We start from the raw sequence: 26,616 nt of genomic DNA, 5'->3' as shown, positions 1-26,616 counted from the left end.
TGGAAAGAATTCAGGTTCGATCAAAACATGCGGTCCAGACTGCACAGCAGGAATGCGTTGCGGCACTGTGCCATGTCCCGGCCTTTCTCGATTTCCATACGGGCGTTTTCTGTCACGCTGTCTTCAAAGATGTACCCGAAGCGGTCAATGGCCTTCGTAAGAGAATTTTCGAGAACTGTCTTCCCCCCCGGCCCGTATACCCGTGAATATCGCTCCCGGGGCGGTTGGCCGTTCGGGGTGCCGTAGACCTCCGATATCGCGGGGCGGGGCAGATCGCGCCGCGGCACCGTCCGCGAGACCAGTTTCGGGTCGTCCTGCCGCCCGGTGACGGGATAATGCCGCAGATAGGGGGCGCATATGTCGACGATGTCGTAGTTGATCCCGCTTTGGCTGACGTATTTCATGGTCGGGGCACTGAGGACGATATCGACCATATCCCTGGAATGCAGCGGCGAGACGACCTGCGCATTCGACAGGAAGGTCCGCATCCCATAGTGAAACCGGCTGCGGTATCCGCAGTAGTGGAACAGGATCGCCGAAGGGTCCGAGGCTTCGCAGGGAAAGGGCTCCAGCCCGGCATGGTACTGCGCGATCACCTCTGCCCTGATCCCTTCGTTCCGGATCAGACGCGTATTCTGCGCGTTCCCGATCCGCCTGGCGAAGGGAGACCGGAACACCTTTGTATCGAAACTCGCCCCGCCGGTGACCGTGCAGTAATCGAGCGGTTCCAGAAGGTAGTCGCACAGATGCGTCCGCCGCACCCCGCCGACGCTCATCAGGTGCAGGGCCAGGGACTCCGACAGGCTGGGCGTCGGATTGCCGACAGGGGCCGAGACCTGCCGCGGCACATGATCGTTCATGATCGCCTGGGCAATCGGCATGTCCTCGGACCCGTCCCGGTTCGTATGTGCGACGATGTCCCTGTCATTCAGGCAGGATTTCATGATGGCCAGAACCGCACGGGAATCCTTGCCGCCCGACAGTTCCAGGTGCAGCTTCACGCCATGGTGGGCCAGGGTCGCGAACCTGTTGCGCCAGGTGTCGATGAAACCGTTCAGCCGGTTCAGATAGGGCCGGGCGCCGCGCTCGCCGATTTCGAACGCCGCATCCTGCACCAGTTCGATCCGCGGTTCGCGCGATGAGAACGAAATGTGCAGGGCATGCCCCAGAGGTACGGTGACCGCCCCGGACAGGGCGGTGTTCGGGCTGATCGGCTGACCGTGATCCCGCCCCCCGGTGCCCGCCGAGAATACGGCAAGCGCGCCCGGATTTATCCGCGGACGATGGCCGAGGCATTCGACCTCGCGGGCCAGCACATAGAGACTGTTGCTGACCGCCCATTGCGCCCCCTCGCGCCACAGGTACAGGACCGCCTTGCCCATCGGATCGGACTTGAGGATATACGCCTTGCCCCGCGCCTCGCCGATCACGAACCGGCCGTCTTCCAGCTCATCGGACAGGAACCGGTCGGGGTGGGCGGCCCGGAACGCGCGGAACCCCGCAGCCCCGAACACGACCCCGCTTCTGGCAAAGCCGGTTCCCCGGAAGAAATCGGCAAACCTGCCTTCATCACTTCGCGACGACAGCACGAAGAAATACCGCGAGGCCAGGGTATGATGAATCAGATCCCGGGGGACATGGGCGGCGGAGAGTTTCATGTCGAGGGCCCGCGGGAAAACCGCCGGTGGAACCGGGCGCCAGGTTGAACCTGCCTGCCCCGGTGATGTCGCGATCTCACCCGGCCTGTGCGGCGGGCCGGGGGCAAGGCCGGATTGCCACCGTTCCCGTCATCCGGCGGCCTCTTTTCCCCACTGCTCCAGATCCTCCTGTGCGGCGCGGCGCAGAAGACGGGCGGGGGCCTGGTTCACGGCCTTGTAGGCATCGTGAAACTGTTCGGGAATGCGGTGGACCGGTTGGCGCGACAGGTGCCTGGCGTGGCGTTCGAATTCGCCAAGATAGCTGCGGTCCTGCCCAAGCCCCAGAAACCCGCGCAGGGCGTCGGCCTGGGCCTGCCTGTCCTCCACCAGCCGGTCGAAATCAAGCAGGAATATCCGTGACCGCAGATCGGGCTGATCGACCAGGGCGGCCAGGTCGGCCTGATGCTGGGCCCATTTCTCGCAGGCGGCGGCAAAGCCCTTTTCCGCTGGCCAGGCCGATCCGGTGCGATTGGCCCGCGCCTCCCAGGACAGCGCCACGTCCTTGAGGTTGCGCAGGACACAGACAAACCGCATCCCCGGGTTGGCCTGCATCATGTCGCCCTGCAACGGGAGCAGGTCGGAAACCATGTCGCCGACGATCCTGGCGCCGTCCCATTTGGCCTTCATCAGCAGATAGGTTTTCTGCAGCGCCGCCGAGCGGTCGGGGGTCTGGTTCGTGTCGGCCTTGCGGAAGCGGAAGAAGCGCTCCTTCTCGAACAATTCGCCATCATAGGTCTTGTGGCGCAGGAACCGGAACTTGTAACGCTCGATCCCGATACAGGCCGATGCATGGGCATTCAGGGCCTCTGCGATCATCGTCACGCCCCCCCGTGCGGTTCCCGTGACCATGACGACCCCAGCTTCAGTACTCATGCATCTTCACCCGTATTTCCGTACATCCCAGGCCAGCGTTACCTCAAAGTCGCAACGAGGTACAGATTCCCGGCCGCCTGCGCCCGACTAGTGGTCGGTTTCGCGTGCAAGCGCCCTGAGGTGGATTCCATAGTCGTTCTTGGCGAAGGTCGACGCGCGCTCCAGAAGCGCCTTCTTGTCGATCCATCCCATCTGGAACGCCACCTCGTCCGGGCTGCCGGTCTGCATGCCCTGGCGCAGTTGCAGCGTGCGCACGAAATTCCCCGCATCCAGAAGCGAACCATGGGTGCCGGTGTCCAGCCAGGCATAGCCCCGCCCCATGCGTTTGACCGACAGCAGCCCATCCGCAAGATAGCTTTCCAGAAGCGAGGTGATCTCGAGTTCGCCGCGGGCCGAAGGGCGCACCCGGCGCGCCCGGTCGGGCGCGGAACCATCGAGGAAATAAAGCCCGGTCACCGCATAGGACGACGGCGGGTTCTCGGGCTTTTCGATGATGCTGCGCACCGTGCCCGCACTGTCGAAATCGACGACGCCATAGCGTTCGGGGTCGGCCACATGATAGCCGAAGACCGTTCCGCCCTCGGGCTGCCTGCGGGCCTCGGCCAGCATGTCGGGCAGACCATGGCCGAAGAATATGTTGTCGCCCAGCACCATCGCGCTTGGTGCGCCGGCCAGGAAATCCTCGGCCAGAAGATAGGCCTGGGCCAGGCCATCGGGGCTGTCCTGGACGATGTAGGTCAGGGAAATGCCCCACTGGCTGCCGTCGCCCAGGGTGCGGATGAACTGATCCTGGTCGTGGGGGGTGGTGATGATGGCAATCTCGCGGATGTCGGCCAGCATCAGGACCGACAGCGGATAATAGATCATCGGCTTGTCGAAGATCGGCAGGAGTTGCTTGGAGACTCCCATGGTGATGGGATAGAGCCGCGTTCCCGAACCACCTGCCAAGATGATGCCCTTGCGATCCGTCATTATCTTAATTCCTTGCGTTCAAATGGTGCGTCTGCGGTTTAGTCGACCTGCCCCAGTTGTGCCAGTACCCGGTCCAGTCCGTCGCGCCAGTCCGGGCGTTCGATTCCGAAGGTCCGGGTCAGGCTGCTGCAGTCCATCCGCGAATTCAGCGGCCGCCTGGCCGGTGTCGGATAGGCCGAGGTGGGTATGCCCGTCACCGCGACCGGCCGGCCGGCCCTGGAAAATGTTTCGCGTGCGAAAGACTCCCAGCTGGTGTCGGGGGCTCCGCTGAAGTGATAGGTGCCCGATCCGGCCGGATCTGCGGCAAGCTGGCGGGCGATGGTCATGCAGGCTGCGGCGATGGCATCGGCCGGGGTCGGGCCGCCGATCTGATCGTCGACCACGTTCAGCGCGTCACGGGTCTGCGACAGGCGCAGCATCGTCTTGACGAAATTCGCGCCCCGGGCCGAGAAGACCCAGGAGGTGCGCAGGATGGCATGGATGCCGCCCGCCGCCCGGACCGCCTCTTCCCCCGCCAGTTTCGAGCGCCCATAGGCATTCTGCGGCGCGACAGGGTCCGACGGGCGCCAGGGCGCGGTGCCGGTGCCGTCGAACACGTAATCGGTGGACAGATGCACGAAGGGAATGCCCCGCGCGGCACAGGCCCGTGCCATTTCGCCCGGGGCCTCGCCGTTGATCCGGGTGGCCAGCGCTTCCTGCGTTTCGGCCTGGTCCACCGCCGTGAAGGCGGCCGCATTGACGACGGCGGCTGGCCCATGCCTTTCGATCGCCGCGCGACAGGCCGCCGGGTCTTCCAGGTCGGCCTCGTCGCGCCCCAGGGCGATGCAGGGCCCCAGCAGGCGCAATTCGCTGGCAACCTGCCCCGAGCGGCCAAAGACGAGAACCGTCATGACGGCCGGGTTTCGCAGGACCGGGGACAAAGGCGGGAGCGATGTCTCATCCCGTGCCCAGCCGCTTGCCCACGCCATCGCGTTTCTGCAACGCCCGCCACCAGTCTTCGTTGTCCAGATACCATTGCACCGTCCGTTCCAGGCCCTGTTCCACCGTGACGCTGGGGCGCCAGCCCAGTTCGTTGCGCAGGTGCGTGGGGTCGATGGCATAGCGCGCATCGTGGCCCGGGCGATCGGTCACGAAGGTGATCAGATCGGAATAGGGCGTGGCGCGCGGCCGCTTCTCATCGAGAATGCCGCAGATGGTGCGCACCAGGTCGAGGTTGCTGCGCTCGTTCTCGCCGCCGATATTGTAGCTTTCGCCGTTCGCGCCCTTTTCCATGACCAGCAGCAGGGCATCGGCATGATCCTCGACGTAAAGCCAGTCGCGGATGTTGTCGCCCTTGCCGTAGATCGGGATCGGCTGCCCGGCCAGGGCATTCAGGATCACCACCGGGATCAGTTTCTCGGGAAAATGGTAAGGGCCGTAGTTGTTGGAACAATTGGTCAGCACCACCGGCAACCCGTAGGTTTCGTGCCAGGCGCGCACCAGGTGATCGGAAGACGCCTTGGAGGCGGAATAGGGGCTGCGCGGATCGTAGGGCGTGGTTTCGGTGAACTGCCCCGTCGCCCCGAGCGAGCCGAAGACCTCGTCGGTCGAGATGTGGTGAAAGCGGAAGCTGTCGGGACGCCCCTGCTTCGTCCAGTAGGCCCGGGCCGCTTCAAGCAGATGGAAGGTGCCCATGACATTGGTCTGGATGAAGGTGCCGGGGCCGTCGATGGAACGGTCGACATGGGATTCCGCCGCCAGGTGCATCACCGCGTCGGGCGCATGTGCGGCAAAGGCCGCATCCAGGGCGGCGCGATCGCAGATATCGGCCTGGACGAAGGCGTAATCGGGATGATCCGCCACATCCGCCACGTTTTCAAGGCAGGCGGCATAGGTCAGCGCATCCAGGTTGACCACGCCGTGCCCCCGCGCGATTGCCAGACGCACCACTGCGGAGCCGATGAAGCCGGCACCCCCGGTAATCAGAAGTTTCATCGGTCATGTCTCCTGGACAAAGGGTGTCTTCAGATCCGCAAGACGCGGCGCGATGGCGTCCTTCTGCGACAGTACCGCACCTTCGGGCGCAAGCGGCCAGTCGATCCCGACATCGGGATCGGACCACAACAGGGCACCCTCGGTTTCGGGGGCATAGTAGTCGGAACACTTGTAGATGATTTCCGTGTCCGGCACCAATGTCATGAAGCCATGGGCGAACCCGGCGGGCACAAGCAGCTGCCGCCCGTTCTCGAACGACAGTTCATGCCCGACCCACTGCCCGTAGGTGGGGCTGCCCTGGCGGATGTCGACCACGACATCGAACAGCGCCCCGCGCCCGCAACGGACCAGTTTCCACTGCGCATGGGGCGGCGCCTGGAAATGCAGCCCGCGGACGGTGCGGATTTCCTGCGACACGGAATGGTTGTCCTGCACGAACTCCACATCGACGCCATGGGCCTCCAGGGCGCGGCGGTTGTAGCTTTCGGAGAAGAAACCGCGATGATCGCCGAAACGGCGCGGCGTGATTAACTTGACGCCGGCAAGCAGCGTATCCTCGACGTCCAAAGCCCACCTCAAATCACAAGCAATATCGGGTTGCTCTTAGCAAGGCCTCCCCAGCCTGTCCACCACCCGGCCGGTCAGCCTTCCTGCTTGGCCAGCCAGCCCAGGAAGGCCTTGTCGGGGCTGCGCAGGCGCGGACTTCCCGTGTTGCGCCACATCGCTTCCCAACGGGCCACCAGGGCATAGACATCGGCCCCCGGCGCCAGGGCGCGCGCGGCATCCAGGGTGGCGGCCTCCAGGTGGGGCGGTGCGCCTGCCTGCTGCCCGGAGTCGATGCGCGAGGTGACACGGATGATGTCTCCGGGTTCCTCGGACAGGCGGTAGTCGGGCAGGTGATCGGCCGCGATCATGTCGCGGATCATCTTCCGGAACACCCGGCGCGGGCTGGCCGACCCGGATTTCTTGCACAGGGTATCGATCGACACCCGCCACGAGGGCTGGCGGCCACAATGCTTGCGGGCCAGTTCGTAGATCCGCCGCTCGAGCGGTTTGCGCAGGCGGAAATAATCGCGGCTGAGGGTGAGGACGGATTTCGACAGGACCGCCCGGAACAGCCATTCCGACAGCGTGACGGCAACGCTCACCATCCGCCCGCCCCGCGACTTGCGCACGATCTGCCAGCTTTCGATCAGGCCGAAGCCGCTGGTCACCTCCTGCCCGCCGGTTTCGAAATTCGTGGTGATCCGGGTGCCCGCCAGCCGCTCGAAGGCTTCGCGCAGGCGCCGGTAGGCATCGCCGCTGGTTTCCCGGTTGACCGCGATCAGAAGATCATGCGCCCGCAGGTGCAAGGTGCGGCTGACGGCCTGGCCGGCATTCAGCGCCGCCATCAGCTGGCTGATGCAATAGATCAGGATGTCCTTGTCGTGGATCGTCGCCAGGCCTTTCACGCTGGGTGTCACCTCGATGCAGGTTCCGTTGTGCTCGTAGCTGAGGATCCGCCGGTCGGGGCGGGTGGCAAGGCTGAACAGGGGATGCTCCATCGAGGCCATGTCATCCTTGGGGGCCGCATCGAAAATGTCGCAGACGAAGAAATCCGGGGTGGGGTGACGCACGGGTGACAGCCCTCCGCCCCCCTCCGATACGCTGGTTGCATTCATCGCCCGCCCCGATCGTCTTGCCCTGTGGATGATCGCGCGGCTTCTGACGAGCCGCTTCATCTTCGTGGTTTCAATGACACCCACCATAGATTTGCCGACTGGCCCGATCCAGAGCGAATTCCGCCGCGACGGGGGTTCGGAATCGCTTTGTCGGGGGTTCGGAATCGGCCTAGCGTGGTTTCAGAGTCACCACACCCGGAAGATATCATCGAAAAGGCCGCAAAATCAGAAGGATGGCATCACACCCTGAAAGCCTTAACTATATAATAACAAAAAATAACTTGGGAGGTTTTCGGGATCGGCCTCAAAATCCCCGCAACAACGGGCGTTCTCACGGCCACCAGGGGCGAATCCTGCGAAAATATCCGGTGCGAATGCCGCGAAACCTTTCATGATCCATCTTTTGTGGTATGCTTGAGAAAAGGCGTTACATGGAAATTTTGATGGCATCCGAAACCTTCGACCTCCCCCCCTATTTCAACATAGATCCGGACAAGGCGATGGAGGAGCTGGGCGCGGCAACCGACAGCGCGGGTTTTGCGCGTATCGCCGAGGCCTGCGCAAGGGGGCGGGCCGACCTGGCCGGGCGCGGGTTGAACCAGGAGGGGCGCAAGACGCTTCGCATGTTTTCGACATGGGAGATCACCCGCTATCTCATCCCCGTGGCGGCGGCCCATTTCCGCCGGGTGCTGCGCCAGAACCCTGCCCTGCCCCAGGGCCGCTCGGCCTCGGATGGGGGGGCCAAGTGGTTTACCCTGGACGAGGTTCTTCGGCTGCGCGCCCATTTCGCCGCCGAGGGAAGCCAGGCCAAGGAGTACCGGCCCTATCGCCCCGAAGGTCAGCCCGCCAAGATCGTGGCGGTGGCGAACTTCAAGGGCGGCGTGGGAAAGACATCGACCTGCGCCCACCTGGCCATGTCCGCCGCCCTGGACGGATACCGGGTGCTGGTGGTCGACCTGGACAGCCAGGGGTCGATGACCTCGATTTTCGGCGGCCGGGTCGAAGATGAATGGTCCACCGTCTTTCCGCTTCTGGCGCGCCACTACGCCAGCCATCTGCAACGGGACAACCGCGCCAGAAGCGACCGGGGCGAAGACCCGCTGCCGCTGGACGATACCCTCTCCGAAGCCCTGAAGATCGGCGCGCAGGATCTGATCCAGAAGACCCACTGGCCCAACATCGACCTGATCGGGGCCCAGCTGAACCTCTACTGGGCCGAGTTCCAGATTCCCGTCTGGCGCATGCAATCGCGGGGGTGGAAGCTGTGGGATGCCCTGACCGACCGGCTCGAGGCCGACGGCCTTCTGGACGAATACGACATCATCTTCCTGGATACCCCCCCTGCCCTTGGATACCTGACGATCAATGGCCTGGCGGCGGCGGATATCCTGTTGGTGCCGCTGGGGGCGTCCTTTCTCGAATTCGATTCCACCGGGCGGTTCTTCGACATGCTGCATTCCACCTTCTCGAGCATCGAGGAAGTCGAGAACATGGCGGCCCGCGCCCTGGGGCGGGAGGGGCTGCATTTCGAGTGGGATGCCGTGCGGGCCGTCGTCACCCGCTATGACAGCAGCCAGCAGGCCGAACTGGCCGCCCTGATGCAGGTCTATCTGGGATCGGTCCTGTCGCCGCACAGGCAGGATTTCACGGCCCTGATCGGCCAGGCCGGTGAACAGGTGAATGGCATCTACGAAGCCGACTACCGGGATTTCAACCGCGAAACCTATGTGCGCGGGCGACAGGCCTTCGATGCCACCTATGCGGCATTCAAACGGCTTCTGGTCGGCGTATGGCGCCGGGACGAGATGGCCCAGGACGACAGGACCGGGTGAAGGAAGGAAGACAGGAATGGCGAAACGCAAACGATTGGGCATGCTGTCCCCCGAAACCGGGCGGGCCGCCGATGACGACAAACCGGTGCGCAAGGGCGCGATTGCCACCGGGTTGCGCCCGCCCATTGCCCAGGTCGCCGGCGACAGCGCCGCAGTGGCGGCCCTGGGGGAACTGTCCGAGGTTCTGGTGCGGGCCGAGGAGGAAGGGCGCATGGTGCGCGTCCTGGACCTGGATCAGATCGATACGGGGTTCCTGGTGCGCGACCGCCTGCAGGCCGATGACGAGGCGATGGCGGCCCTCAAGGAAAGCCTGACGGCGCGGGGACAGCAGACACCGATCGAGGTGCAGTCCCTGCCCGGCAGTTCCGAGGGGACGGCCCGCTTCGGGCTGATCTCGGGCTGGCGGCGTGTTCTGGCCCTGCGCGGGCTGTTCGAGAAGACCGGCGCGCCCAGGTTCGCCCGGGTTCTGGCCCTGGTGCGCCAGCCGGAAAGCCTGGCCGACAGCTATGTGGCGATGGTCGAGGAAAACGAGATCCGCGCCGGGCTGTCGTATTTCGAGCGGGCGCGCATCGTGGCCAAGGCCCTGGAGGTCGGGGTCTATGACACGGAAAAAGCCGCCTTGCAGAGCCTGTTTTCATCGGCCTCCTATGCCCGGCGTTCGAAGATCAAGTCCTTTCTGCCCGTGGTTGCGGCACTGGATGGGGTGGTGCAGTTTCCGGCCGCGCTGACCGAGCGTGACGGGCTGGCACTGTCCAAGGCCCTGGGCCGCGATCCGGATCTCGGGGAGCGGCTGCGCAGGGGCCTTGCGGATTCCGGGCCGCGGACCGCCGAGACAGAGAGGGCCATGATACAGGATCTGCAGAAACGGACGGGTGCCGCGGCCCGGCCGGGCCGGAAGGAAAAGGCCCCCGGCGTTTCCTTCGACAGGGCGCCGGTGCACAGGATTTCACCGCAGATGAAGTTGCGGGCCGTGGCCGGGCGCCTGGAGCTGACGGGCGCGGGGGTGGACGATGCCTTCTGTGCCAGGCTGGAAGCCTGGTTGCGCGGGCAGGCCGACTGAGCACGGGGGGCGTTGCGCGACCGGCGCGTCCTGCGCGCGCCGGTATCAGGGTCTGTTCATGGCACTTGCCTATCGTCTGCGGGGTCCCTGATACATGAGGCCTGCAATGTCCGATACCTCGCCTGTTTTGTCCCTGCCGCTGCTGATGCCCTCGCAGGCGCAGAAGCATGTCACCCACAACGAAGCCCTTCTGCAGATCGAATCCCTGGTGCAGCTTGCGGTGCGGAACCGCGATCTGCCGACGCCCCCGGCCGTGCCGGTGGCGGGGCAGCGCCATATCGTGGGTGAAAATGCCACCGGAGCCTGGGCCGGCCACGAACAGGCCGTGGCCACCTACGATGGGGCCGCCTGGCGGTTTGCCATGCCGGAACATGGCTGGCGGGCCGAGGTCCTGGCCGACGGCACCAGCGTGGTCTTCGACGGCACGGCATGGCAGAACCGTAGCCTTGATCTGGGCAATGTCGCGACCCTGGGCGTCGCGACCACGGCGGATTCCACCAACCGTCTGGCCGTGTCCTCGCCGGCGGTGTTGCTGAACCATGCGGGGGGCGGGCATCAGCTCAAGATCAACAAGGCCACCGCCCCGGACACGGCCAGCCTGCTGTATCAGACCGATTTCTCGGGGCGGGCCGAGATCGGCCTGAGCGGCGATGACGACCTGTCGATCAAGGTCAGCCCCGATGGCGGCGCCTGGACCACGGCGCTGGCGTTCGATGCCACCAGCGGGCGGGTCTCGGGAGAAGCGGTGCAGGCCGGCCCCTCCGATACCTCGCCGGGGCGCCTGATGCGGGCCGATTACGGATACAGCCCCGGCAACCTGGTGGGCACGGTGGCTCAGTCGGGCGGGATGCCAAGCGGCGCCGCATTCCAGAGCGGCACGAACGCCAATGGCGGCTTCACGCGGTTTGCCGACGGAACGCAGATGTGCACCCGGCGGATCAACCTGGGGTCGCGTGTGGCCTATGGCAGCGGAACCCGCGGCGATCCCTACAGGACGGGCGTGGTGAACTGGACATATCCGGCAGCCTTTTCCAGTGTCGGCGCCGTGACGGCCACGGGGGAAATCGACATCCTCTCGGCGGCTGAACGGGCGCATTCCGTGTCGGTCCGGGGGGTCGGCCTGTCCGAGGTCACCTTCGTGCAGGCGGCGATGATGTCCTCGGCTACGACGGCGGTGGATGTCGTCGTGCATCTGCTGGCGATCGGGCGCTGGTACTGAGGCCCCGCCCGGGCCGTCGGTTTCTTTCGCATGCGAAAGGTTCGAACCGGGATCAGCCCTTGGCGCCCTGTCCGCGCGCATAGAGATCTTCGTAGCGGATGATGTCGTCCTCGCCCAGATAGATCCCTGTCTGGACTTCGATCAGCACCATCGCCACCCTGCCCGGGTTCTCAAGCCTGTGGCGCGCGCCCAGGGGGATGTAGACACTCTGGTTCTCGGTCAGAAGCTGAACCTTGTCGTCGATGGTGACCCGCGCCGTCCCCGAGACCACGACCCAGTGTTCGGCCCGGTGCATGTGGCTTTGCAGGCTGAGGGTCGCACCGGGCTTGACCACGATACGCTTGACCTGGAAACGGTCCTTGTCCGACAGGGCCAGTGTCTCGAAGTGGCCCCAGGGGCGGTGATCCATGGGAAATGTCTCGGCCTGGGGGGCGCCCTGGGCTTTCAGCAGGGAGACGGCCTGCTTGACGTCCTGGGCGCGGCCCATGTCCGCGATCAGGACGGCATCGGGCATCGCAACGGCGATGATGTTGCGCAGCCCGATGCCCACCACCTGAAGATCGGGGTTCTCCGAGCGCAACATGGTGTCGTGACAATCGATCGCATGGGCGCAGGGCGATGTGGCCACGCCATCGCTATCCCGCGTGCTTTCACGGAATACGGCCTGCCAGTCGCCCAGGTCGGACCAGTCGCCCGAAAACGGAACCACCGACAAGTTTCCGGCCTTTTCCATCACGGCATAATCGATCGAGATGTTCTCTAGCCGTGACCAGGGTTCGGGCGCCAGCCGCAGGAAGCCCAGATCCGGTTCGGCCGTCTCCACGGCCAGGCGCACATCGGGGATCAGATCGGGTGCATGGCGTTCGAATGCCGACAGAAGATCCCTGGCGCGAAACAGGAAGATCCCGGCGTTCCACAGGAAGTTGCTTTCCGACAGCATGTGTGCGGCGGTGTCCCGGTCGGGTTTCTCGACGAAGCGCACCAGGTCGGTCGCGCAGCCCGAGCCATCGGGGGGGGCGGAGAGTTCAAGATATCCATATCCGGTTTCGGGGCGCGTCGGGGCGATGCCGAAGGTAACGATCCGCCCCTGCCGGATGGCGTCCAGGCCATGGTGCACGGCCCTGTCGAAGGCGGCGGTGTCGGGGATCAGGTGGTCGCTTGGGGCGGCCAGAAGGACTGCGTCGGGGTCGCGTTCCATTGCAAAGAGCGCGGCCGCCAGGATGGCAGGGGCGGTGTTGCGCCCTTCGGGTTCCACGAAGACCGGGCCGGGATCGATGCCGACCTCGAGAAGCTGTTCTGTCACGACGAAGCGGAAATCGCTGTTGGTGACGACCATCGGCGGTTCGAACCGCGAAGGTTCCGAAAGCCGCCGCGCCGAGGCCTGGAACAGGGTGTCCGCCCCGGCGATCCGGGCGAACTGCTTGGGAAAGCTCTTGCGGGACAGCGGCCACAATCGGGTGCCCGAACCACCGCACAGAACGACCGGAGTGATTTTTGTCATCGGAACCCTCTGCGCAACCCTGTCTGGAAATTGCTATAGACTTGGCATCGGGCACGCAAGAACAACGCCCCGGGGCAGGGCTCAGCGCTCCATCATGTCACGGTGATAGCGTCTCAGAAGAACAAGGCCACTGATGATCAGAACCAGGGACACCCCGAAGACGAAGGCCGGCGAGACGTATTTCGCCTCGTATTGCAGATAGAAGGCCCCGCGCATCTCGCCGGTGACATGCAGCAACGGATTGTACCACAGGATATCCTGCATGCCCGCCGGCATGGCCTCGTACAGGAACAGCACACCGGAAATCAGGAACAGCGGGCGCGTGGCAATGCCCCAGGCCCGTTGCCACAGGGGGTAGGCGGTGAACAGGTAGCAGTTCAGTGTCCCCACACCCGCGGCAAAGGCGGTGGCCATGGCATAGGCCATGAAGACCCGTTCGATCTGCAGGACGGTCCGCGTCTCGAAGGCCAGAAGAATTCCGCTGAACACGAGGCAGGACACGAGCATCTGCGTAAGGAGCGTGAGAATGACTCTGGCCACCATCGCATCCACGAATGTGACGCGCGGATAGGCAAGAAGCGCCTTGGAATAGTTGATCGACTGGGAAACCTTGCCGTTCAGGTCGTTGAAGAAGGCAAAGGGCATCATGCCGGTGGCGAAGTAGATCGCATAGCTTGTCCCGAGGGGGGGGGTTCTGAAGCCATAGGCGAAGATGAAGCTCAGCAACATGATCCCGAGAACCGGTTCCAGGACCAACCAGAAGTATCCCCCCGGAGAACGCCCGTGTGTCGAACTCATCTCGCGCAGGATCAGCGCGGTGATGATCCGGAACGAGGATATCTTTCCGCGGTTGCGGCGGGCTGACATCTGTGGGGCGTTATGGGTCACCATCAGGTATCTTTCAACGGGATGCCGCATGACGACAGCAGGGGCGTTCTACGCGCTTGCAGGCCAAAGGCCAAGACCCGCCACAATGCCGCCGGGGGGCCTATCTCAAGGTTCCCTTTTCTTTTCGAATATGTGAAGGAAGCGGCGGAAACCGGTCGCGCACAAAGGTGCGGATTTTCAAGGCAAGGAATTTTAGGATGCGTATCGCTGTTATTGGAACAGGCTATGTCGGGCTTGTCTCGGGTGTATGTTTCTCCGATTTTGGGCACGAAGTCGTCTGCGTCGACAAGGACCCCCGCAAGGTCGAGATGCTGAATGCCGGCGAGGTTCCGATCTACGAGCCGGGGCTGGATGTCCTGATGGCCAAGAACGTCGAGGCCGGGCGGCTCAGCTTCACGCTGGACCTGGCCGAGGCGATGGAGGGTGCCGAAGCCGTGTTCATCGCCGTGGGCACCCCCACACGCCGCGGGGATGGCCATGCCGATCTGACCTATGTGATGACCGCCGCCCGCGAGATCGCGCAGATCGCCAAGGACTACGTGGTGATCGTCACGAAATCGACCGTTCCGGTGGGCACCAACCGCCGGGTGCGCGATGTCGTCGCCGAAACCAACCCCGGTCTCGATTTCGATGTGGCCAGCAACCCCGAGTTCCTGCGCGAAGGCGCGGCGATCGACGATTTCATGAAGCCCGACCGGGTGGTCGTCGGAGTGGAGAACGACCGCGCCCAGAAGGTGATGGCCGATATCTATCGCCCGCTGTACCTGCGCGATTTTCCGATCGTCACCACCGATCTGGAATCGGCGGAAATGATCAAATACGCCGCCAATGCCTTCCTGGCGACAAAGATCACCTTCATCAACGAGATCGCCAGCCTCTGCGAAAAGGTCGGTGCCAACGTCAAGGAAGTGTCCAAGGGCATGGGCATGGACGGGCGGATCGGCAACAAGTTCCTGCATGCCGGGCCGGGCTATGGCGGGTCCTGCTTTCCCAAGGACACCAAGGCCCTGGCCCGGATCGGCCAGGAACATGCCGCGCCGATGATGATCACCGAAGCCGTCATCAAGATCAACGAGGACATCAAGCGGCGGATGGTGGACAAGCTGCTGGACATGTGCGGCGGATCGTTCAACGGCAAGACGATTTCGGTTCTGGGCGTGACGTTCAAGCCCAATACCGACGACATGCGCGATGCACCCAGCCTGATGCTGGTGCCGGCCATGGTGGGCGGCGGGGCGACCGTGCGGGTGATCGACCCCCAGGGGCGGCACGAGGGCGAGGCCCTGCTGCCGGGCGTCGAGTGGCACGAAGACCCCTATGCCGCCAGCGAGGGGGCGAACCTGCTGGTTCTGCTGACCGAGTGGAACGAATTCCGCGCCCTCGACCTGGAGCGGATCGCCAAGGCGATGGCGACGCCGCACATGGCCGACCTGCGCAATGTCTATGCGGTTTCGGATGTGAAGGCCGCGGGCTTCCGCGCCTATGACTCGATCGGCCGCCCCGGGTTTTCCGAAGCGGGCTGAGGCAGCCGGCCGCCGGGCCCCTCGCCGGGCCCGGCATTGCCCCATGCCGCAGGCAGATCATCGCCGAACCGGGCCTTCATCGCGTCATACTGCGGCGCCAGAATCCGATGGAATCCGGTGCGTATGTCATCGGGCATGGCGGGTTCGTCCGCTTCGGGCAGGGGGGGCAGGCTGATTTCCGGAACGTTGGGAATGTCGAGGAAATCGCAGAAGGCCCGCAGGGCCGCGCGCCCGGTCAGGTTTTCGTGGAACAGCCAGAACACGCGCTGTTGTCCGACAACCTCTTCCAGGTCGGTGACAATCCGGCGGTAATCGGTTTCGGGGTATTTGGGCAGCTCTTCTTCGGGGGCCGCAAGAAGAAGGCGCGCGGCATCTTCGCAGGCTTCGGGGGTGCGGTTACGCCCCGGAAGTCGTGCCCAGACCTGCGCCCAGAGCCGTTCGGCCGGATCGCGCAGCACCCCCACGAACCGCGCCCAGCCGACGGTGGACATCTCGGTCAGTTCCGCCTTGGGCAGCAGGGCATAGCCCGGGGTGAAATCGCAGACCACGGGCTGGGTTTTGCGCCCGGTCAGCAGATAGTCGATATAGGCGTCGTGCCGGTCGGGGCCCTCCAGGGGGGCGGTGTGCAATGAGACCAGTGCGCTGACCTCGCTGAGCAGGCGCAGGGTATTGCGCTGGGTCTCGCCGGTTTCGGCCTGCATCCGCTGTGCCAGTTGCTGGGCGGTCTTGAAACGCCTGTCCCGTATGATGTCCGACATGTTGGCGCGGGTGTTGAAATAGTTCGGCTCGCGGGTCTTGGCAAAGTGGCAGGGGCGATGGCGGCGCAGGCAATCGCCCAGCCAATCCGCCCGGGTCTGGGACAGGCCGATGCCGAAGAGCATCCGCGCATCCCGCGGAAACTTCATCTCGGCGGCGCCCTCGGGCAGTTTCGGCATCAGCTCCGACATGGTTTCGTCGATGCTGAACATGTAGCGGTCGATCGCGTCCTCGATCTCGGGGAAATACTCGAGCTTGCCATTGTCGAGAAAGGCCCCCGCGGTGCACATTTCGCGCATGGCGCCCATGGAGTGGCTGACGAAGACCGCGCCGGCATCCTTCATGCGGTTCAGGAACACGTCGCGGCTTTTCTGCTTGAACGACTGGTCGCCCACCGCCGTCACCTCGTCCACCAGGTAGGTGTCGAACTCCAGCCCCATGTTGATGCCGAAGGACAACCGCCCCCGCATCCCCGAGGAATAGGACCGCACCGGCAGGTGGAAATGCTCACCCAGTTCGGCAAAGGCTTCGACATAATCCATCAGGGCATCGGTATCGGCCCCATAGATGCGGGCCACGAAGCGGGTGTTCTGGGCGCCTGTCAGATCGGGGTGCAGCGAACTGGCCAGACCCACGGGAAAGGAAACGGTGCCGGTGGACATGACCCGCCCCGAGGTGGGGTGGGTCGTTCCGGCGATCAGCTTGAGCAGGGTCGACTTGCCGGCCCCGTTCCGCCCCAGAAGCCCGACGGACACGCCCGTGGGGAAGGTCACGTTGATCCGGTTCGCCACGATCTTGCGCCGACCGTTCAACCGGAAGACCTTGGTCAGATCCTTGAGAATGATCATGGCGCCGCCATCGCCGGACGATCAGCTGCGATCGCGCAGCGCATAGCCGGCCAGAACCAGGATGGCCCAGATCAGGAAGCTGAACAGGACCACGAGGCCAAGCAGCTTGTAACGCTGGGGGTGTTCGGGCGATTCCGCCAGGGTGGGGCGGACATGGGCGGCCAGATACCGGCTCTGGCGTCGCGCTTCGGCGGTGGCGGCATCGTAGGCGGCCAGGGCCGCGGTATAGGATTGCTCCGCGAACTGGCGGTCCACCGAAAGCCTCTCGAATTCGCCGACGAGATCGGCAAAGGCATTGCTGCCCTCGTTGTCGCCCAGCCCCGAACCGAACCCCAGCTTTTCGCGTTCCTGGCGCATCCTGTCCTCGATGACCGAGACCCTGCGCTCAAGCTGGGCGACGCGGGGGTCCTGGCCCGATGCGGTCAGCTTGATCAGGTCGAGATCGATCAGGGTCTCGGCCAACTGCAACTGCAGGGACGACAACAGCCCCATCTGGCTTTGCACCGAGGCCGAGGGATCGACGATCTGGGTCCGGTTGCGGAACCGGGTCAGGGTTTCACGGGCCTCCTTCAGGCGGATCACGGCCTGGTCCAGTTCTTCCCGGGCGTATTTGGTCGCATCTTCCCGGGCGATGGCCGACAGCCGGTTGATCATCTCGGAACTGTCTTCATAGATCATCTGCGCGATCGCATGGGCATCTTCCGGCGTGAAAGCCTGGACGTGCAGTTCCAGCAACCCGTTGCCGTCATTGTAGACCTTGACCATCCGCCGCCAGTACTGGACCAGGTCCTCGATCGACCCCGGGGGGTGATAGGCGAAGATCGGGTCCCTGTCCGGGTCGCCCTTTGCCCAGATCCCGCGCAGGTCCAGGTCTTTCTGGACCTGGCTGACCAGTTCCTGGCTCTGGATGAAGTTATAGAGGATCTCGGTATCCGATCCGCTGGAACCGGAGAGCTCCGCGATCCCGCCCAGCATCTCGATGGCCGATCCCACCTCTTCGGTGCGCACCGAAAAACCGACGGTGGACACGTACCGGGGCGAGGCACGTTCCCACAGGTACCACCAGGCCACCGCGGTCGGGGCGACCACGGCGAAGAAAAAGCTGAAAATGACCAGCCAGTGACGGGCGCGCATCTTGCTGCGCGGCACGGCGTTCAGGTTCAGGGGTGTGTCTGCCATGGGAAACAGGGGCCTGCGAGGAAGCGGGATATGAAAGGCGCGATTGATTAATCAGGTATCTTCCTACATAGAGCGGCGCAGGTTGACCAGACCACATTCCGAAGGTGGCACAGTTCAGTATGTCGGCGCATGTCTGTATCCTTATGGGAACCTGCAACGGGGCGGCGCATCTGGATGCGCAACTGCAATCCATTGCGGCACAAACCCATGGAGAATGGTCCCTGCATGTCAGCGACGACGGCTCTGTCGACGACACCTGCGCCATCGTGCGCAGCTTTGCCGAAAGCCACCCGGGCCATACCGTCACCCTGGTGAAGGGCCCCGGCCGGGGCAGTGCCGCGAACTTCCTGTCCCTGGCCGAAAGGGGAGGATGGCCCGAAGGGGCCTGGCTGGCCTTCTGCGACCAGGACGACGTGTGGATGCCCGACCGGTTGCAGCATGCCCTGGCGCTTGCGCAGCAGCAGGATGCGGACCGCCCGGTGGTCTATGCCAGCCGCACCATCGTGACGGATGCGGCCCTGCGGCCCAGGCGGGAATCGCGCCGCCATCCCCATCCGCCGGCCTTTGGCAATGCCCTGGTGCAGAACGTGCTGGCGGGCAACACGCTGGTTCTGAACCCGGTTGCCGCAGAGATCCTGCATCGCACCGCGCCCCTGGCCCTGCGGGACAGGGGGGTGCCCCATCATGACTGGTGGATCTACCTGCTGATGACGGGTCTGGGGGCCTGCGTGATAAACGACGACCGCCCCGGCCTGTATTACCGCCAGCACAGCGGCAACCTGCTGGGCGCGAACCGGGGGGCCGGAAAACTGTTCAGCCGCCTGTCGATGATCTGGGACAGGCAGTATGCAACCTGGATCGATTGCAATATCGCCGCGCTGATGCGGGTGGGCGATCACCTGACCCCCGAGAACCGCGCCTGCCTTGCCAGGTTCCGCGCCTGGCGTGAAAACCGCGGGCGCGGGGCCAGGGCCGGTGGGCCGAAGGCGGCCGGGGTCTGGCGGCAAAGTGCCGCGGGCGATCTGATGATCCGTCTTGCGGCCGCCGTCGGGCGGTTCTGATCCGGGGCGTCAGGCGTCGGGAAAGCTGCCTTTCGGGCCGTAACAGACACTGTTTTCCACCATGTCGGCGCGTTCGTCCTCGATCCGCTTCATGCGGTCGCGGTGGCTGTCGCGAAAGCGCTCCGCGAAGGCGGCGTTCTGGTCGGTGCCGATCTTGGAATGGGGGCTGGCGATCGGGGTCATGCGCATCGTCGGGCGGCCGATGTGGCGGCCGATGACATTGGCGATATGGTTGGGCTTGAGAAGGGCGTTGCGTTCGTAGTTGAGCCGCAGGGGCGTTATGCCGGCCTTGGCGATCAGGGCCTCGGTCTTGCGTTCCATCTGCAGGATATGCTCCAGCCAGTACCCGATCCGCCCGGCATCATAGGGCAGGGCGCGTTCTTCGGACTTGATGTCGCGGCCTTTCATCTGTGGCGCATGGGACATCCGGCCCACCTCCATCTTGTAGAGAGACACCGCCTGCAGCACGATGTCGCTGCGGATCAGCCAGACCCAGGGTTGCCCGGCAAAGCGGTTCAGAAAGGCCCTGTCCCGCCCGAAAACGGCCCGTTTCTGGGACTGCGTGATCTGGAACCCGAATGTGCCGTCGGTTTGCAGGCGGCGGGGCAGGACGGCGCAGTATTCCCCAAGGCTCGTGGCGTTCAGGGACCGGGTCATCGACCCCATGAACCTGGGGTTGAAACATTCACTGACCCGGCCCATCCGCCGGGTCCGGGTCAGGATGTCGGCGACCCAGGAACTGCCCGACCGGGGTGTGAAGAACATCACGTATTGCAGGTCGGGCAGGGGCAGGGCCATGTCCTGGGCAAAGCGGGCCCGGTCCAGGGTGTCGGCCCGGCCGAAATCCGACCACCGTGGACGCAGCCAGTAGGGCAGTTTCATGAGGGCTCTCCTGTGGGGCGGGCAAAGGCCGCAAGCAGTGCCGGCAACGGCGCGGTGTCGGGATCGTGGCGCAGGGGCCGCCCGTTGGGCGCGTTGCGTACCGCGTCGCCCTGGGCGCCGATGTCGAAGGCCAGGACGGGCAGGCCGGTGGCCAGGGCCTCGTGGGTGGTAAAGGAAAAGGTCTCGGGCCAGACCGAGGGGATCAGCCAGTGGGTGATCCCGTAATGCGCCACCAGGGCCGGAATGTCGCCGGGGGCATAGTCGCCGTGAACCGGACAGCCACGGGACAGGGGATAGGTCGGGTCGATGTTGCCGATCAACACCATCCTGCCGCCGCGTTCGCCCTGGTCGAGATGCGACAGGGCCTGCACGATGCCAGCCCCCTTGTGGGGCGCGATATTGCCCAGAACGCCCAGAACGCGCGGGGCGCGGGGCGAAACGTCGATCCGCGCGGGCAGCGTCGGCAGGCGATGGGGCGACATCGTGATGCGGTCTTCCAGGCCGGGCCAGACCCCAGAGACGATTTCCGCACTCGAGGGGCTGAATGTCCGGATCCGGTCGGCGGCCCGCAGAAGGGTGCCCCATGCCGCCTGCCAGCTCGCCAGATCGACGGGGGTGCCGTCAGGACGCAGCGCGACATGCGCCGGATCCGCGGGCGAGAGCTCCGAACGATAGGCCCCCTGGCCGTCCAGAAGGGTGAACGAGGGCGAAACAGGCAGATAATCGTGGAACAGGACCTCGATCCTGTCCTCGGGGCCGCGGCGCAGGCGCAGCAGGATGGCGGGCAGTTCCACCGGGTCCGGATCGCCGACGCCGCAGGAATAGATGACAACCCTGCGCTTGAGCGGCAGCAGAAGCCGTTCGACCAGGGCAAGGTCTTCTGTCCATCCGGCCGTGACCCCGCCCCGGGCATGGGCCTCGATCTGCCAGCGTTCGCTGCCTCCGACCCGCAGGACGACCGAAGGCCGGCCCGCCGCGGCATCCCGGGCAATGCGGGCCTGAAGCCAGTTCTCGGCGCCCCCGCCAAGGGCATGGGCCAGGTAGATCGGCACCCCGGTGTCCCCCGCCGCCGCCCCGGCCCAGGCCAGCGCCAGCGCCAGGCGCGGCCCGCGCAGGGGATCGACGGTGAGAAAATCCTGCACCTCGCGGTCATAGGTGGGGTATCTCTGGGATACGGTCCGGTTGTTGCGCGCCACAAGGGCCTTCTTCTGCTCGGAGCCGAAGCTGCTGCCGCCGCGGTGTTCGACGAACAGCCTGGCGGTGCAAAGGTGCCGCCCGCCGTGCCGCCGCGTCTTCTGGCACCAGTCCACCTCTTCGCCGTATCCCGGGCCGAACACCGGATCGAACCCCGGTTCCAGGGCCAGGAAACGCGGCGCCAGCGCCATGCAGAACCCGACGCCCGTCGGCGCCTCGGCCAAGGCCCGTGCGGGGGACAGGCTGCGTGCCACCTCGTCGATCGCATCGCCCTGGCCCGGTTGCAGCATCTGGCGGGCGCAGATGACAGGGGCGGTGAAGATCTCGGCATCGTTGGACATCGGCGTCACGCTGGCCACATCGGCGCCCTCCGACAGGGGCGCGACCAGCCGCGAGGCCCATCCTTCCGGGACAAGGGCATCGGTGTTCAACAGGATCACCGGCTGTTCGCGCCGGACGGCATCTTCCCGTATCCGGGCGAATGCCGTGTTCACGCTGGCGATGAAGCCGCGGTTCCTGTCCTGTTCGATCAACTGCACCTGGCCAGGCGGTCTGCCTTGGGCCCAGGCGCGCAGGGCGGGGCGGACCGCCGGATCGCTGGAACCGTCCTCGACCGCGACGAGAGTCCAGGGCAGGTCGGTATGGCGCGCCAGGCGATCGAGGCAATTCTCAAGCAACTCCAGCGCGTTGTAGACGGGCAGGACGATGGTGATGCCCCGTGGCGCGGCCCCGTCGGCAGAGGAGGCGGGGGGCGGTGAAAACAAGTCGTCCGCCACCGGGCCGGCCGCCGTCATCGTCCGGTTCAGACCCAGCCCCGCCTTGATCCGCGCCTTGCTGCGATGATCCTGGCGCAGATACCAGCGGGCAATGTCGGGGCCCAGGCGCAGGAGGGTGGCGGCAAAGGCCAGGACCTGGCGCGCCATCACGGGTTCGGGGCGTTGCAGGGTGATCGTTCTGGGCGGGGCCCCCTCGATGTCGAGGGTGGCGCGGAAATCACGCAGGGACAGCCCGACAGGGCGCGGCAGGTTCACCGCAAAGGCCCCGCCCGAGGGGCCGGGGCGGGCCTGGGCCGTCATCGCACCCACATGCAGCGTGACCAGGGGATGGCCGGCCTCGACCCGTCCGTGCACATGCAGCCGGTCCTGTCGCAGTTCCACCCCCGAGAGGTGGCCGATGGTGCCGCCCCCGGGGCCCTCCAGGGGGCCGGTGGGGCCGGACAAAACCAGGTGAGCGGCAGAAAATCTGGAAAACAGGCCAAGCAATCGGTTCATGACATGTCCAATCTTCTGTTGTGCGTGCCTGGTGCTGCGTCAGAAGGAACCGGGTTTGCGACGCCTGTGGGAGGTGCTAGACACTGCTCTTATGAAGGTTTGGTCGAATTTCCAACCCCGTCGCAGGACAATCACGGCAGGTATCCATGGGCATGGCCAGGGGCGACAAACTGGAAAGCATCCGTGGCACGCCCCTGTTTGAACCGGACTGGTACCGGCAACGCTATCCCGAAGTGGCCGGGGGCGACCCCGCCGCGCATTTCCTGGCCCATGGGGCATCCGGAAACTACGATCCCGGGCCGCGGTTTTCGGCACGATATTACCTTCAGACCCATGCAGGCGCCCGGCGGCGCGGGGCCAACCCGCTGTTGCATCACCTGAACCATCCCCATCCCCGGGGGCTGGACCGGGGGGCGGTGCTGAAGGCGGCGGACGATCTGATGCAGGCCGGGCAGGCACCGCTTGCCCTGAAACTGGCCCGGCGGGATCTTGCCGCTTCGGCGCGTCACGCGGTGGAAATCCTGCACTGCAATGCGCTGGTACACAAACCGGGGCGGTGGATGCGGCATTTGAATGCCTATCTTGCCGCGCTGGGGCAGGATCCGCTGCAATTGCGCCGCGGGGCAACGGCCTTTGCGCGCCTGGCCGCCCGGGATGTGCCGGCCGTGACCGGTGGCCCGAAGATCACGGTCATCATGGCGGCCTGGAATGCCCGCGACACCATCGGCCGGTCGATCCGGTCGATCCTGGGCCAGAGCTGGCGCAACCTGGAACTCATCGTGGTCGATGACGCCAGCACCGACACGACACCGGCCCTTCTGGCCCGGATTGCGGCCGAGGACGACCGGCTGCACGTTCTGCGCAATGCGGTGAACGTCGGGCCCTATGTCAGCCGGAACATCGCCCTGAAACGGGCATCGGGGCAGTGGATCACCTGCCATGATACCGATGAATGGGCCCATCCCCAGCGGCTGGCGCTGCATATGGACCGGGTGGCCGGGGAAGGGGGCGCGGCCCTGCCGGTCAGCACGCTTTCCATGCTGCGCATGACCGTGGAGGGACGGTTTTCGCAGATCAGGCCGGTGGGGCGCGAAGTCTTCGATGGGGTGCTGCAGGTCTGTGCGCCATCGACCCTGTTTCACCACCAATTGCTTCGTGAGCGTCTTGGATCATGGGATTGCGCCCGCTTCGGCGCCGACAAGGAAATGATGGGCCGGGTCGCGGCGGCCCTGGGCCGTGCCGCTCCGGCCTTTCCGGTTTGCGCGAACCTGTCGCTGGATTGGGCCGGCAGCCTGACGAACAACCCGGTGACGGGCATCCATCCCGATCACGGGGTCACGCCGGCCAGGGCCGCCTATCGCGAGAGCTGGCGCGGCTGGCAGGCCGCACGGATGCCGGATGAGGGCGTGTTCGTGCCTTTTCCACCCCGCAAGAGCCGGTTCTCCCGCCCCCCCGAGGCCGAGGTTCCACTGAACGACATCCTGGCAAACCTGGCCTCTCCCGACGGGGTCTGACCTTCGATGCCGCAGGGGGTCAGGGGGCGGGCGTCAGGGTGGTCTCGCGGTAGGGGCCCATGCCCTGGCTCAGCACCTGCACCCGGACCGGCCGGGTGATCCGTTCGGGCAGGCAGGACAGAAGATCGGGCGCCAGCCGGGTCGGCAGCAGGATCAGATCCGGGTGGCGGAAATAATCGGCCTGCCAGAATGCCTCGGCGTCGCTTCGCGGGTCCTGTCCCGGTTTCAGGAAGACAACCCGGCCGGGGCTGTCGGCCCGGTCCATGACGCGAAGGGCGGCGATGCTGCGAAAGGGGTCGGCGCCGGCCACAAAGATCAACCGGCCGGGCAGGCCCGCCGCCAGGAACTCGGCCAGGGCGGGCTCGAAGCTGAGGATCACGGAGGCAGAACGGCATTTCGCGATCAGGCCGGGCAGGGCATGGGGCGGATGTTCAAGCGTGACGCCGGGCAGGGATATCGGATGTTCCTGGCGCAGGAAGTACCCCAGGCCGGCATCGAACAGGCGGTCTTCAAGATCACGGCGCAGGGGGGGAACCGGTTGTTCCACCCAGTCCCGGTCGGGGCCGAAGGGCGCATTGTCGAAATGGGCCTGCGACAGGGCGGCGTTGGACAATGCCGTCGCTTCGCGCACGGCCTCGCGTATCCCGCGCGAGGGGTGAAGGGCCGGGGAACCGGTTTCCCCGAGATCACGGGTTTTCTTGCGCAGAAGATGGGAAACCGCCAGCGTGGTGGCCGAGGGCGCCTCGACCATCAGGGTGTTCAGCCTGCGATGGGCCTCGACCGCCTCGGGCAGGATGTAGGAGACATTGTCGCGCTGTTCCGTCCTGGCCTCGTCGATCTCGACAGGGCAGTCCAGGGCCGCGAGCGTCTCGCGCAGCAGGGTGCCGCGTTGTGCAAGGGCGTTGTAGTTCAGAACCCGGACCGATGCCGCGCTCAGCGACCGGCCCATGTCGCGGATGTTCCGGTCATGGTCCAGCAGGCCGCTTTCGATGGCCTCCTGGCAGAATTCATCGAAGGTTCGGGTCTCGCGCTTCCAGCCCTTGGTCACGTTCTCGTAATAGAGGGACGACAACCAGCCTGCCTGGTCCCGGACCAGGGCGACGATATCGACACGGTGGCCCGCCAGCATCTCGCGGAACTTCTCAAAGCCTTTCGGCCGCGGACGGTCCAGCAGGCTTTCACTTGACAGCAGGAGGGTGTGAACCTTGGTTCCGGCCTCTTCCAGCTCTTTCCTGAAGGCCGAAAGGTCGCCCCGCTCCAGCATGCGCAGCAGTTCGAGATGGCCCGATGTCCGGCTGCGATCGTCCGGGTCCTTGCGGGTGAACGGCGTGGCGGGAAACAGGATGCCCCGCTTGAGCAGCGCCGCGCGTTCGCGATCCAGAACGTTCTGGACCAGCGTGCTGCCGGTTTTCGTGGTGCCGACATGAAGGACGATGCGGGAAGGAAGTTTCATGATTCAGATGGTTTCACTTGCCCATTTTGCCGCGGATGCCCCGCAGGGGCCGGGTCAGTTTCCAGGAACTGCTGTTGTGCAGCTCTTCGACATGGGCCTGCAGGGCGTCACGCTCCTTGCCGACCCTGGACAGCTCGCCCTGGGTGGTGGCAAGTGTCTGTTTCACCTCCCGCAGGGTGGCCGACATTTCCCGAACCTTCTTGTCGCGGGCCGTCAGGCGCTGTGCCACATCGGCGATGGCGTTGTCGTAGATGGCCTTGGTCTGCTCTATTTCACGCTGCATCAGGTCGCGTTCCCGGGGCCAGGTGGCGCTGTCGTCCGGTGCGGTTTTCTGCTGGTTGTCGGGCCCCCCGCGCAGGGCGGCGGACAGCCGGGTCTGCAGTTCGGTGTTCCGTGCTTCCAGGGTTTCGGCCCGGCGGGTGATGTCGGCCAGCTCGCGGAAGCGGATCGCAATATCGGCCTGCAACAGATCCTTGTCCGCGGTTTGGCGCAGAAGTGCGGCCTGCAGATCGCGCCGGGCGGCGTTCAGATCGGCGTTTTCGGCCAGGGCGGCGTCGCGTTCGCCGGTCAGCCTGTCGATCTCGCTCTGCTGCGCCAGGACGGCCTGTTCATGGGCGGCGGCGTCACGGTCCAGGGCTTCGGCCCGGCGGGTGATGTCGGCCAGTTCGCGGAAGCGCGTCTCGAGATCGGCCTGCAAAGCCTGGGTCTGGGCGGTCCGGCGCAGCAGCGTGGCCTGCAGATCGTGCCGGGCGGCGTTCAGATCGGCGTTTTCGGCCAGGGCGGTGTCGCGTTCGCCGGTCAGCCTGTCGATCTCGTCCCGCTGCGCCTGGACGGTCTCTGCATGGGTGGCGGCAAGGGCCGCCATGTCGGCGCGAAGGGTTGCGGCGTCATGATCCAGGGTTTCGGCCCGGCGGGTGATGTCGGCCAGTTCATGGAACCGCGTCTCGAGATCGGCCTGCAATGCCTGGTTCCGGGTGGTCAGGCGCAGCAACGCGGCGTTCAGATCGGCGTTTTCGGTCAGGGCGGCGTCGCGTTCACCGGTCAGCCTGTCGATCTCGCCCCGCTGCGCCTGAAGGGCCTCTTCGTGGGCGGTTTTCTCGCCGTCATGCTCGGCCCTGAGGCTTTCAACCTCGGCCTTGTGCTTCTGTTCCGCCTGTTCGCGGCCCTGTTTCGCGCTGTCGCGTTCGGCGCGGGCCTTGTCACGCTCGGCCCTGAGGCTTTCGGCCTCGGCCTTGTGTTTCTGTTCCGCCTGTTCGCG

General features: G+C 65.3%; 20 protein-coding genes and 1 pseudogene. 6 read left to right on the top strand and 15 right to left on the bottom strand.

Features of this window, described 5'->3' with window-relative positions:
• Positions 1–20: 20 nt before the first annotated feature.
• The 7 genes from H7828_RS21010 to H7828_RS20980 form a co-directional block, all read right to left on the bottom strand.
• The gene (locus H7828_RS21010; RefSeq protein ID WP_226783038.1) at positions 21–1,658 is read right to left on the bottom strand and encodes an asparagine synthetase B family protein; all 1,638 of its coding nucleotides are present in this window, start codon (positions 1,656–1,658) and stop codon (positions 21–23) included.
• 129 nt (positions 1,659–1,787) lie between these two features.
• Positions 1,788–2,570 (bottom strand): sulfotransferase, encoded by a 783-nt coding sequence (locus H7828_RS21005; RefSeq protein WP_226783037.1) that lies wholly within the window; start codon positions 2,568–2,570, stop codon positions 1,788–1,790.
• A gap of 87 nt (positions 2,571–2,657) precedes the next feature.
• Positions 2,658–3,542 (bottom strand): glucose-1-phosphate thymidylyltransferase RfbA, encoded by an 885-nt coding sequence (gene rfbA / locus H7828_RS21000; RefSeq protein ID WP_226783036.1) that lies wholly within the window; start codon positions 3,540–3,542, stop codon positions 2,658–2,660.
• Positions 3,543–3,580: 38 nt separating this feature from the next.
• Complete coding sequence (gene rfbD / locus H7828_RS20995) at positions 3,581–4,432, bottom strand: dTDP-4-dehydrorhamnose reductase (RefSeq protein ID WP_226783035.1); 852 nt, start codon at positions 4,430–4,432, stop codon at positions 3,581–3,583.
• 46 nt (positions 4,433–4,478) lie between these two features.
• On the bottom strand, positions 4,479–5,516 hold the full coding sequence (rfbB, locus tag H7828_RS20990) for a dTDP-glucose 4,6-dehydratase (protein ID WP_226783034.1): 1,038 nt from the start codon (positions 5,514–5,516) through the stop codon (positions 4,479–4,481).
• 3 nt (positions 5,517–5,519) lie between these two features.
• On the bottom strand, positions 5,520–6,083 hold the full coding sequence (rfbC, locus tag H7828_RS20985) for a dTDP-4-dehydrorhamnose 3,5-epimerase (RefSeq protein WP_226783033.1): 564 nt from the start codon (positions 6,081–6,083) through the stop codon (positions 5,520–5,522).
• Between the two features lie 74 nt (positions 6,084–6,157).
• The gene (locus tag H7828_RS20980; protein WP_226783032.1) at positions 6,158–7,177 is read right to left on the bottom strand and encodes a replication initiator protein A; all 1,020 of its coding nucleotides are present in this window, start codon (positions 7,175–7,177) and stop codon (positions 6,158–6,160) included.
• 443 nt (positions 7,178–7,620) lie between these two features.
• Between H7828_RS20980 and H7828_RS20975 the strand changes: the two genes are divergently transcribed.
• The 3 genes from H7828_RS20975 to H7828_RS20965 all read left to right on the top strand — a co-directional run bounded on the left by H7828_RS20975 (position 7,621) and on the right by H7828_RS20965 (position 11,288).
• Positions 7,621–9,009 (top strand): AAA family ATPase, encoded by a 1,389-nt coding sequence (locus H7828_RS20975; RefSeq protein ID WP_226783031.1) that lies wholly within the window; start codon positions 7,621–7,623, stop codon positions 9,007–9,009.
• Positions 9,010–9,025: 16 nt separating this feature from the next.
• Positions 9,026–10,069, top strand: a complete 1,044-nt coding sequence (locus H7828_RS20970) for a ParB N-terminal domain-containing protein (RefSeq protein WP_226783030.1) — start codon at positions 9,026–9,028, stop codon at positions 10,067–10,069.
• A 106-nt stretch (positions 10,070–10,175) separates the two neighbouring features.
• Positions 10,176–11,288 carry a DUF2793 domain-containing protein gene (locus tag H7828_RS20965; protein WP_226783029.1) on the top strand — a complete coding sequence of 371 codons (1,113 nt, stop codon included), beginning with the start codon at positions 10,176–10,178 and terminating at the stop codon, positions 11,286–11,288.
• 52 nt (positions 11,289–11,340) lie between these two features.
• On the opposite strand, the gene H7828_RS20960 is transcribed toward H7828_RS20965, so the two are convergent.
• Positions 11,341–12,789, bottom strand: a complete 1,449-nt coding sequence (locus H7828_RS20960; RefSeq protein ID WP_226783028.1) for a mannose-1-phosphate guanylyltransferase/mannose-6-phosphate isomerase — start codon at positions 12,787–12,789, stop codon at positions 11,341–11,343.
• An 81-nt stretch (positions 12,790–12,870) separates the two neighbouring features.
• On the bottom strand, positions 12,871–13,680 hold the full coding sequence (locus H7828_RS20955) for an ABC transporter permease (protein WP_226783027.1): 810 nt from the start codon (positions 13,678–13,680) through the stop codon (positions 12,871–12,873).
• 194 nt (positions 13,681–13,874) lie between these two features.
• Between H7828_RS20955 and H7828_RS20950 the strand changes: the two genes are divergently transcribed.
• Positions 13,875–15,200, top strand: a complete 1,326-nt coding sequence (locus H7828_RS20950) for a UDP-glucose dehydrogenase family protein (protein WP_226783026.1) — start codon at positions 13,875–13,877, stop codon at positions 15,198–15,200.
• A gap of 968 nt (positions 15,201–16,168) precedes the next feature.
• Here the strand turns inward: H7828_RS20950 and H7828_RS20945 are convergent.
• Both H7828_RS20945 and H7828_RS20940 read right to left on the bottom strand, forming a co-directional pair.
• Positions 16,169–16,804, bottom strand: a pseudogene (locus H7828_RS20945) (ABC transporter ATP-binding protein); the annotation flags it as partial.
• A gap of 21 nt (positions 16,805–16,825) precedes the next feature.
• Positions 16,826–17,983: a KpsE/RkpR family capsule polysaccharide export protein gene (locus H7828_RS20940; protein ID WP_226783025.1), complete on the bottom strand. Its 1,158-nt coding sequence runs from the start codon at positions 17,981–17,983 to the stop codon at positions 16,826–16,828.
• A gap of 143 nt (positions 17,984–18,126) precedes the next feature.
• Between H7828_RS20940 and H7828_RS20935 the strand changes: the two genes are divergently transcribed.
• Positions 18,127–19,044, top strand: a complete 918-nt coding sequence (locus H7828_RS20935) for a glycosyltransferase (protein WP_245398808.1) — start codon at positions 18,127–18,129, stop codon at positions 19,042–19,044.
• 9 nt (positions 19,045–19,053) lie between these two features.
• Here the strand turns inward: H7828_RS20935 and H7828_RS20930 are convergent, their stop codons facing one another.
• Together H7828_RS20930 and H7828_RS20925 are read right to left on the bottom strand one after the other, a co-directional pair.
• Entirely contained in the window at positions 19,054–19,926 is an 873-nt protein-coding gene (locus tag H7828_RS20930) for a Stf0 family sulfotransferase (protein WP_226783023.1), read from the bottom strand.
• On the bottom strand, positions 19,923–22,391 hold the full coding sequence (locus H7828_RS20925) for a glycosyltransferase (RefSeq protein WP_226783022.1): 2,469 nt from the start codon (positions 22,389–22,391) through the stop codon (positions 19,923–19,925). The genes H7828_RS20930 and H7828_RS20925 overlap by 4 nt, the downstream gene beginning before the upstream one ends.
• A 152-nt stretch (positions 22,392–22,543) precedes the next feature.
• Here H7828_RS20925 and H7828_RS20920 point away from each other — a divergent pair, with 152 nt between their 5' ends.
• On the top strand, positions 22,544–23,905 hold the full coding sequence (locus H7828_RS20920; RefSeq protein ID WP_226783021.1) for a glycosyltransferase family 2 protein: 1,362 nt from the start codon (positions 22,544–22,546) through the stop codon (positions 23,903–23,905).
• 19 nt (positions 23,906–23,924) lie between these two features.
• On the opposite strand, the gene H7828_RS20915 is transcribed toward H7828_RS20920, so the two are convergent.
• Together H7828_RS20915 and H7828_RS20910 are read right to left on the bottom strand one after the other, a co-directional pair.
• Positions 23,925–25,358, bottom strand: a complete 1,434-nt coding sequence (locus tag H7828_RS20915; RefSeq protein ID WP_226783020.1) for a hypothetical protein — start codon at positions 25,356–25,358, stop codon at positions 23,925–23,927.
• A 13-nt stretch (positions 25,359–25,371) separates the two neighbouring features.
• A partial coding sequence (locus tag H7828_RS20910; protein ID WP_281070796.1) for a coiled-coil domain-containing protein occupies positions 25,372–26,616 on the bottom strand: 1,245 nt, incomplete at its 5' end.

Origin of the sequence: Oceaniglobus trochenteri, assembly GCF_020529025.1 — a bacterium.
Classification (GTDB): Bacteria; Pseudomonadota; Alphaproteobacteria; order Rhodobacterales; family Rhodobacteraceae; genus Oceaniglobus; species Oceaniglobus trochenteri.
Note: the sequence above shows the minus strand (reverse complement) of the source record. Positions and strands in the feature narration are given on the sequence as shown.

Bases quoted from the DNA above. Each gene is read 5' to 3' on its own strand.
- H7828_RS20960 (WP_226783028.1), bottom strand. From the start codon at position 12,789: ATGACAAAAATCACTCCGGTCGTTCTGTGCGGTGGTTCGGGCACCCGA.
- H7828_RS20950 (WP_226783026.1), top strand. From the start codon at position 13,875: ATGCGTATCGCTGTTATTGGAACAGGCTATGTCGGGCTTGTCTCGGGT.
- H7828_RS20935 (WP_245398808.1), top strand. From the start codon at position 18,127: ATGGGAACCTGCAACGGGGCGGCGCATCTGGATGCGCAACTGCAATCC.
- H7828_RS20930 (WP_226783023.1), bottom strand. From the start codon at position 19,926: ATGAAACTGCCCTACTGGCTGCGTCCACGGTGGTCGGATTTCGGCCGG.
- H7828_RS20975 (WP_226783031.1), top strand. From the start codon at position 7,621: ATGGCATCCGAAACCTTCGACCTCCCCCCCTATTTCAACATAGATCCG.
- H7828_RS20925 (WP_226783022.1), bottom strand. From the start codon at position 22,391: ATGAACCGATTGCTTGGCCTGTTTTCCAGATTTTCTGCCGCTCACCTG.
- rfbD (WP_226783035.1), bottom strand. From the start codon at position 4,432: ATGACGGTTCTCGTCTTTGGCCGCTCGGGGCAGGTTGCCAGCGAATTG.
- rfbA (WP_226783036.1), bottom strand. From the start codon at position 3,542: ATGACGGATCGCAAGGGCATCATCTTGGCAGGTGGTTCGGGAACGCGG.
- H7828_RS20970 (WP_226783030.1), top strand. From the start codon at position 9,026: ATGGCGAAACGCAAACGATTGGGCATGCTGTCCCCCGAAACCGGGCGG.
- H7828_RS21010 (WP_226783038.1), bottom strand. From the start codon at position 1,658: ATGAAACTCTCCGCCGCCCATGTCCCCCGGGATCTGATTCATCATACC.
- rfbB (WP_226783034.1), bottom strand. From the start codon at position 5,516: ATGAAACTTCTGATTACCGGGGGTGCCGGCTTCATCGGCTCCGCAGTG.
- H7828_RS20920 (WP_226783021.1), top strand. From the start codon at position 22,544: ATGGCCAGGGGCGACAAACTGGAAAGCATCCGTGGCACGCCCCTGTTT.
- H7828_RS20980 (WP_226783032.1), bottom strand. From the start codon at position 7,177: ATGAATGCAACCAGCGTATCGGAGGGGGGCGGAGGGCTGTCACCCGTG.
- H7828_RS20965 (WP_226783029.1), top strand. From the start codon at position 10,176: ATGTCCGATACCTCGCCTGTTTTGTCCCTGCCGCTGCTGATGCCCTCG.
- H7828_RS20915 (WP_226783020.1), bottom strand. From the start codon at position 25,358: ATGAAACTTCCTTCCCGCATCGTCCTTCATGTCGGCACCACGAAAACC.
- H7828_RS21005 (WP_226783037.1), bottom strand. From the start codon at position 2,570: ATGAGTACTGAAGCTGGGGTCGTCATGGTCACGGGAACCGCACGGGGG.
- H7828_RS20940 (WP_226783025.1), bottom strand. From the start codon at position 17,983: ATGGCAGACACACCCCTGAACCTGAACGCCGTGCCGCGCAGCAAGATG.
- H7828_RS20955 (WP_226783027.1), bottom strand. From the start codon at position 13,680: ATGGTGACCCATAACGCCCCACAGATGTCAGCCCGCCGCAACCGCGGA.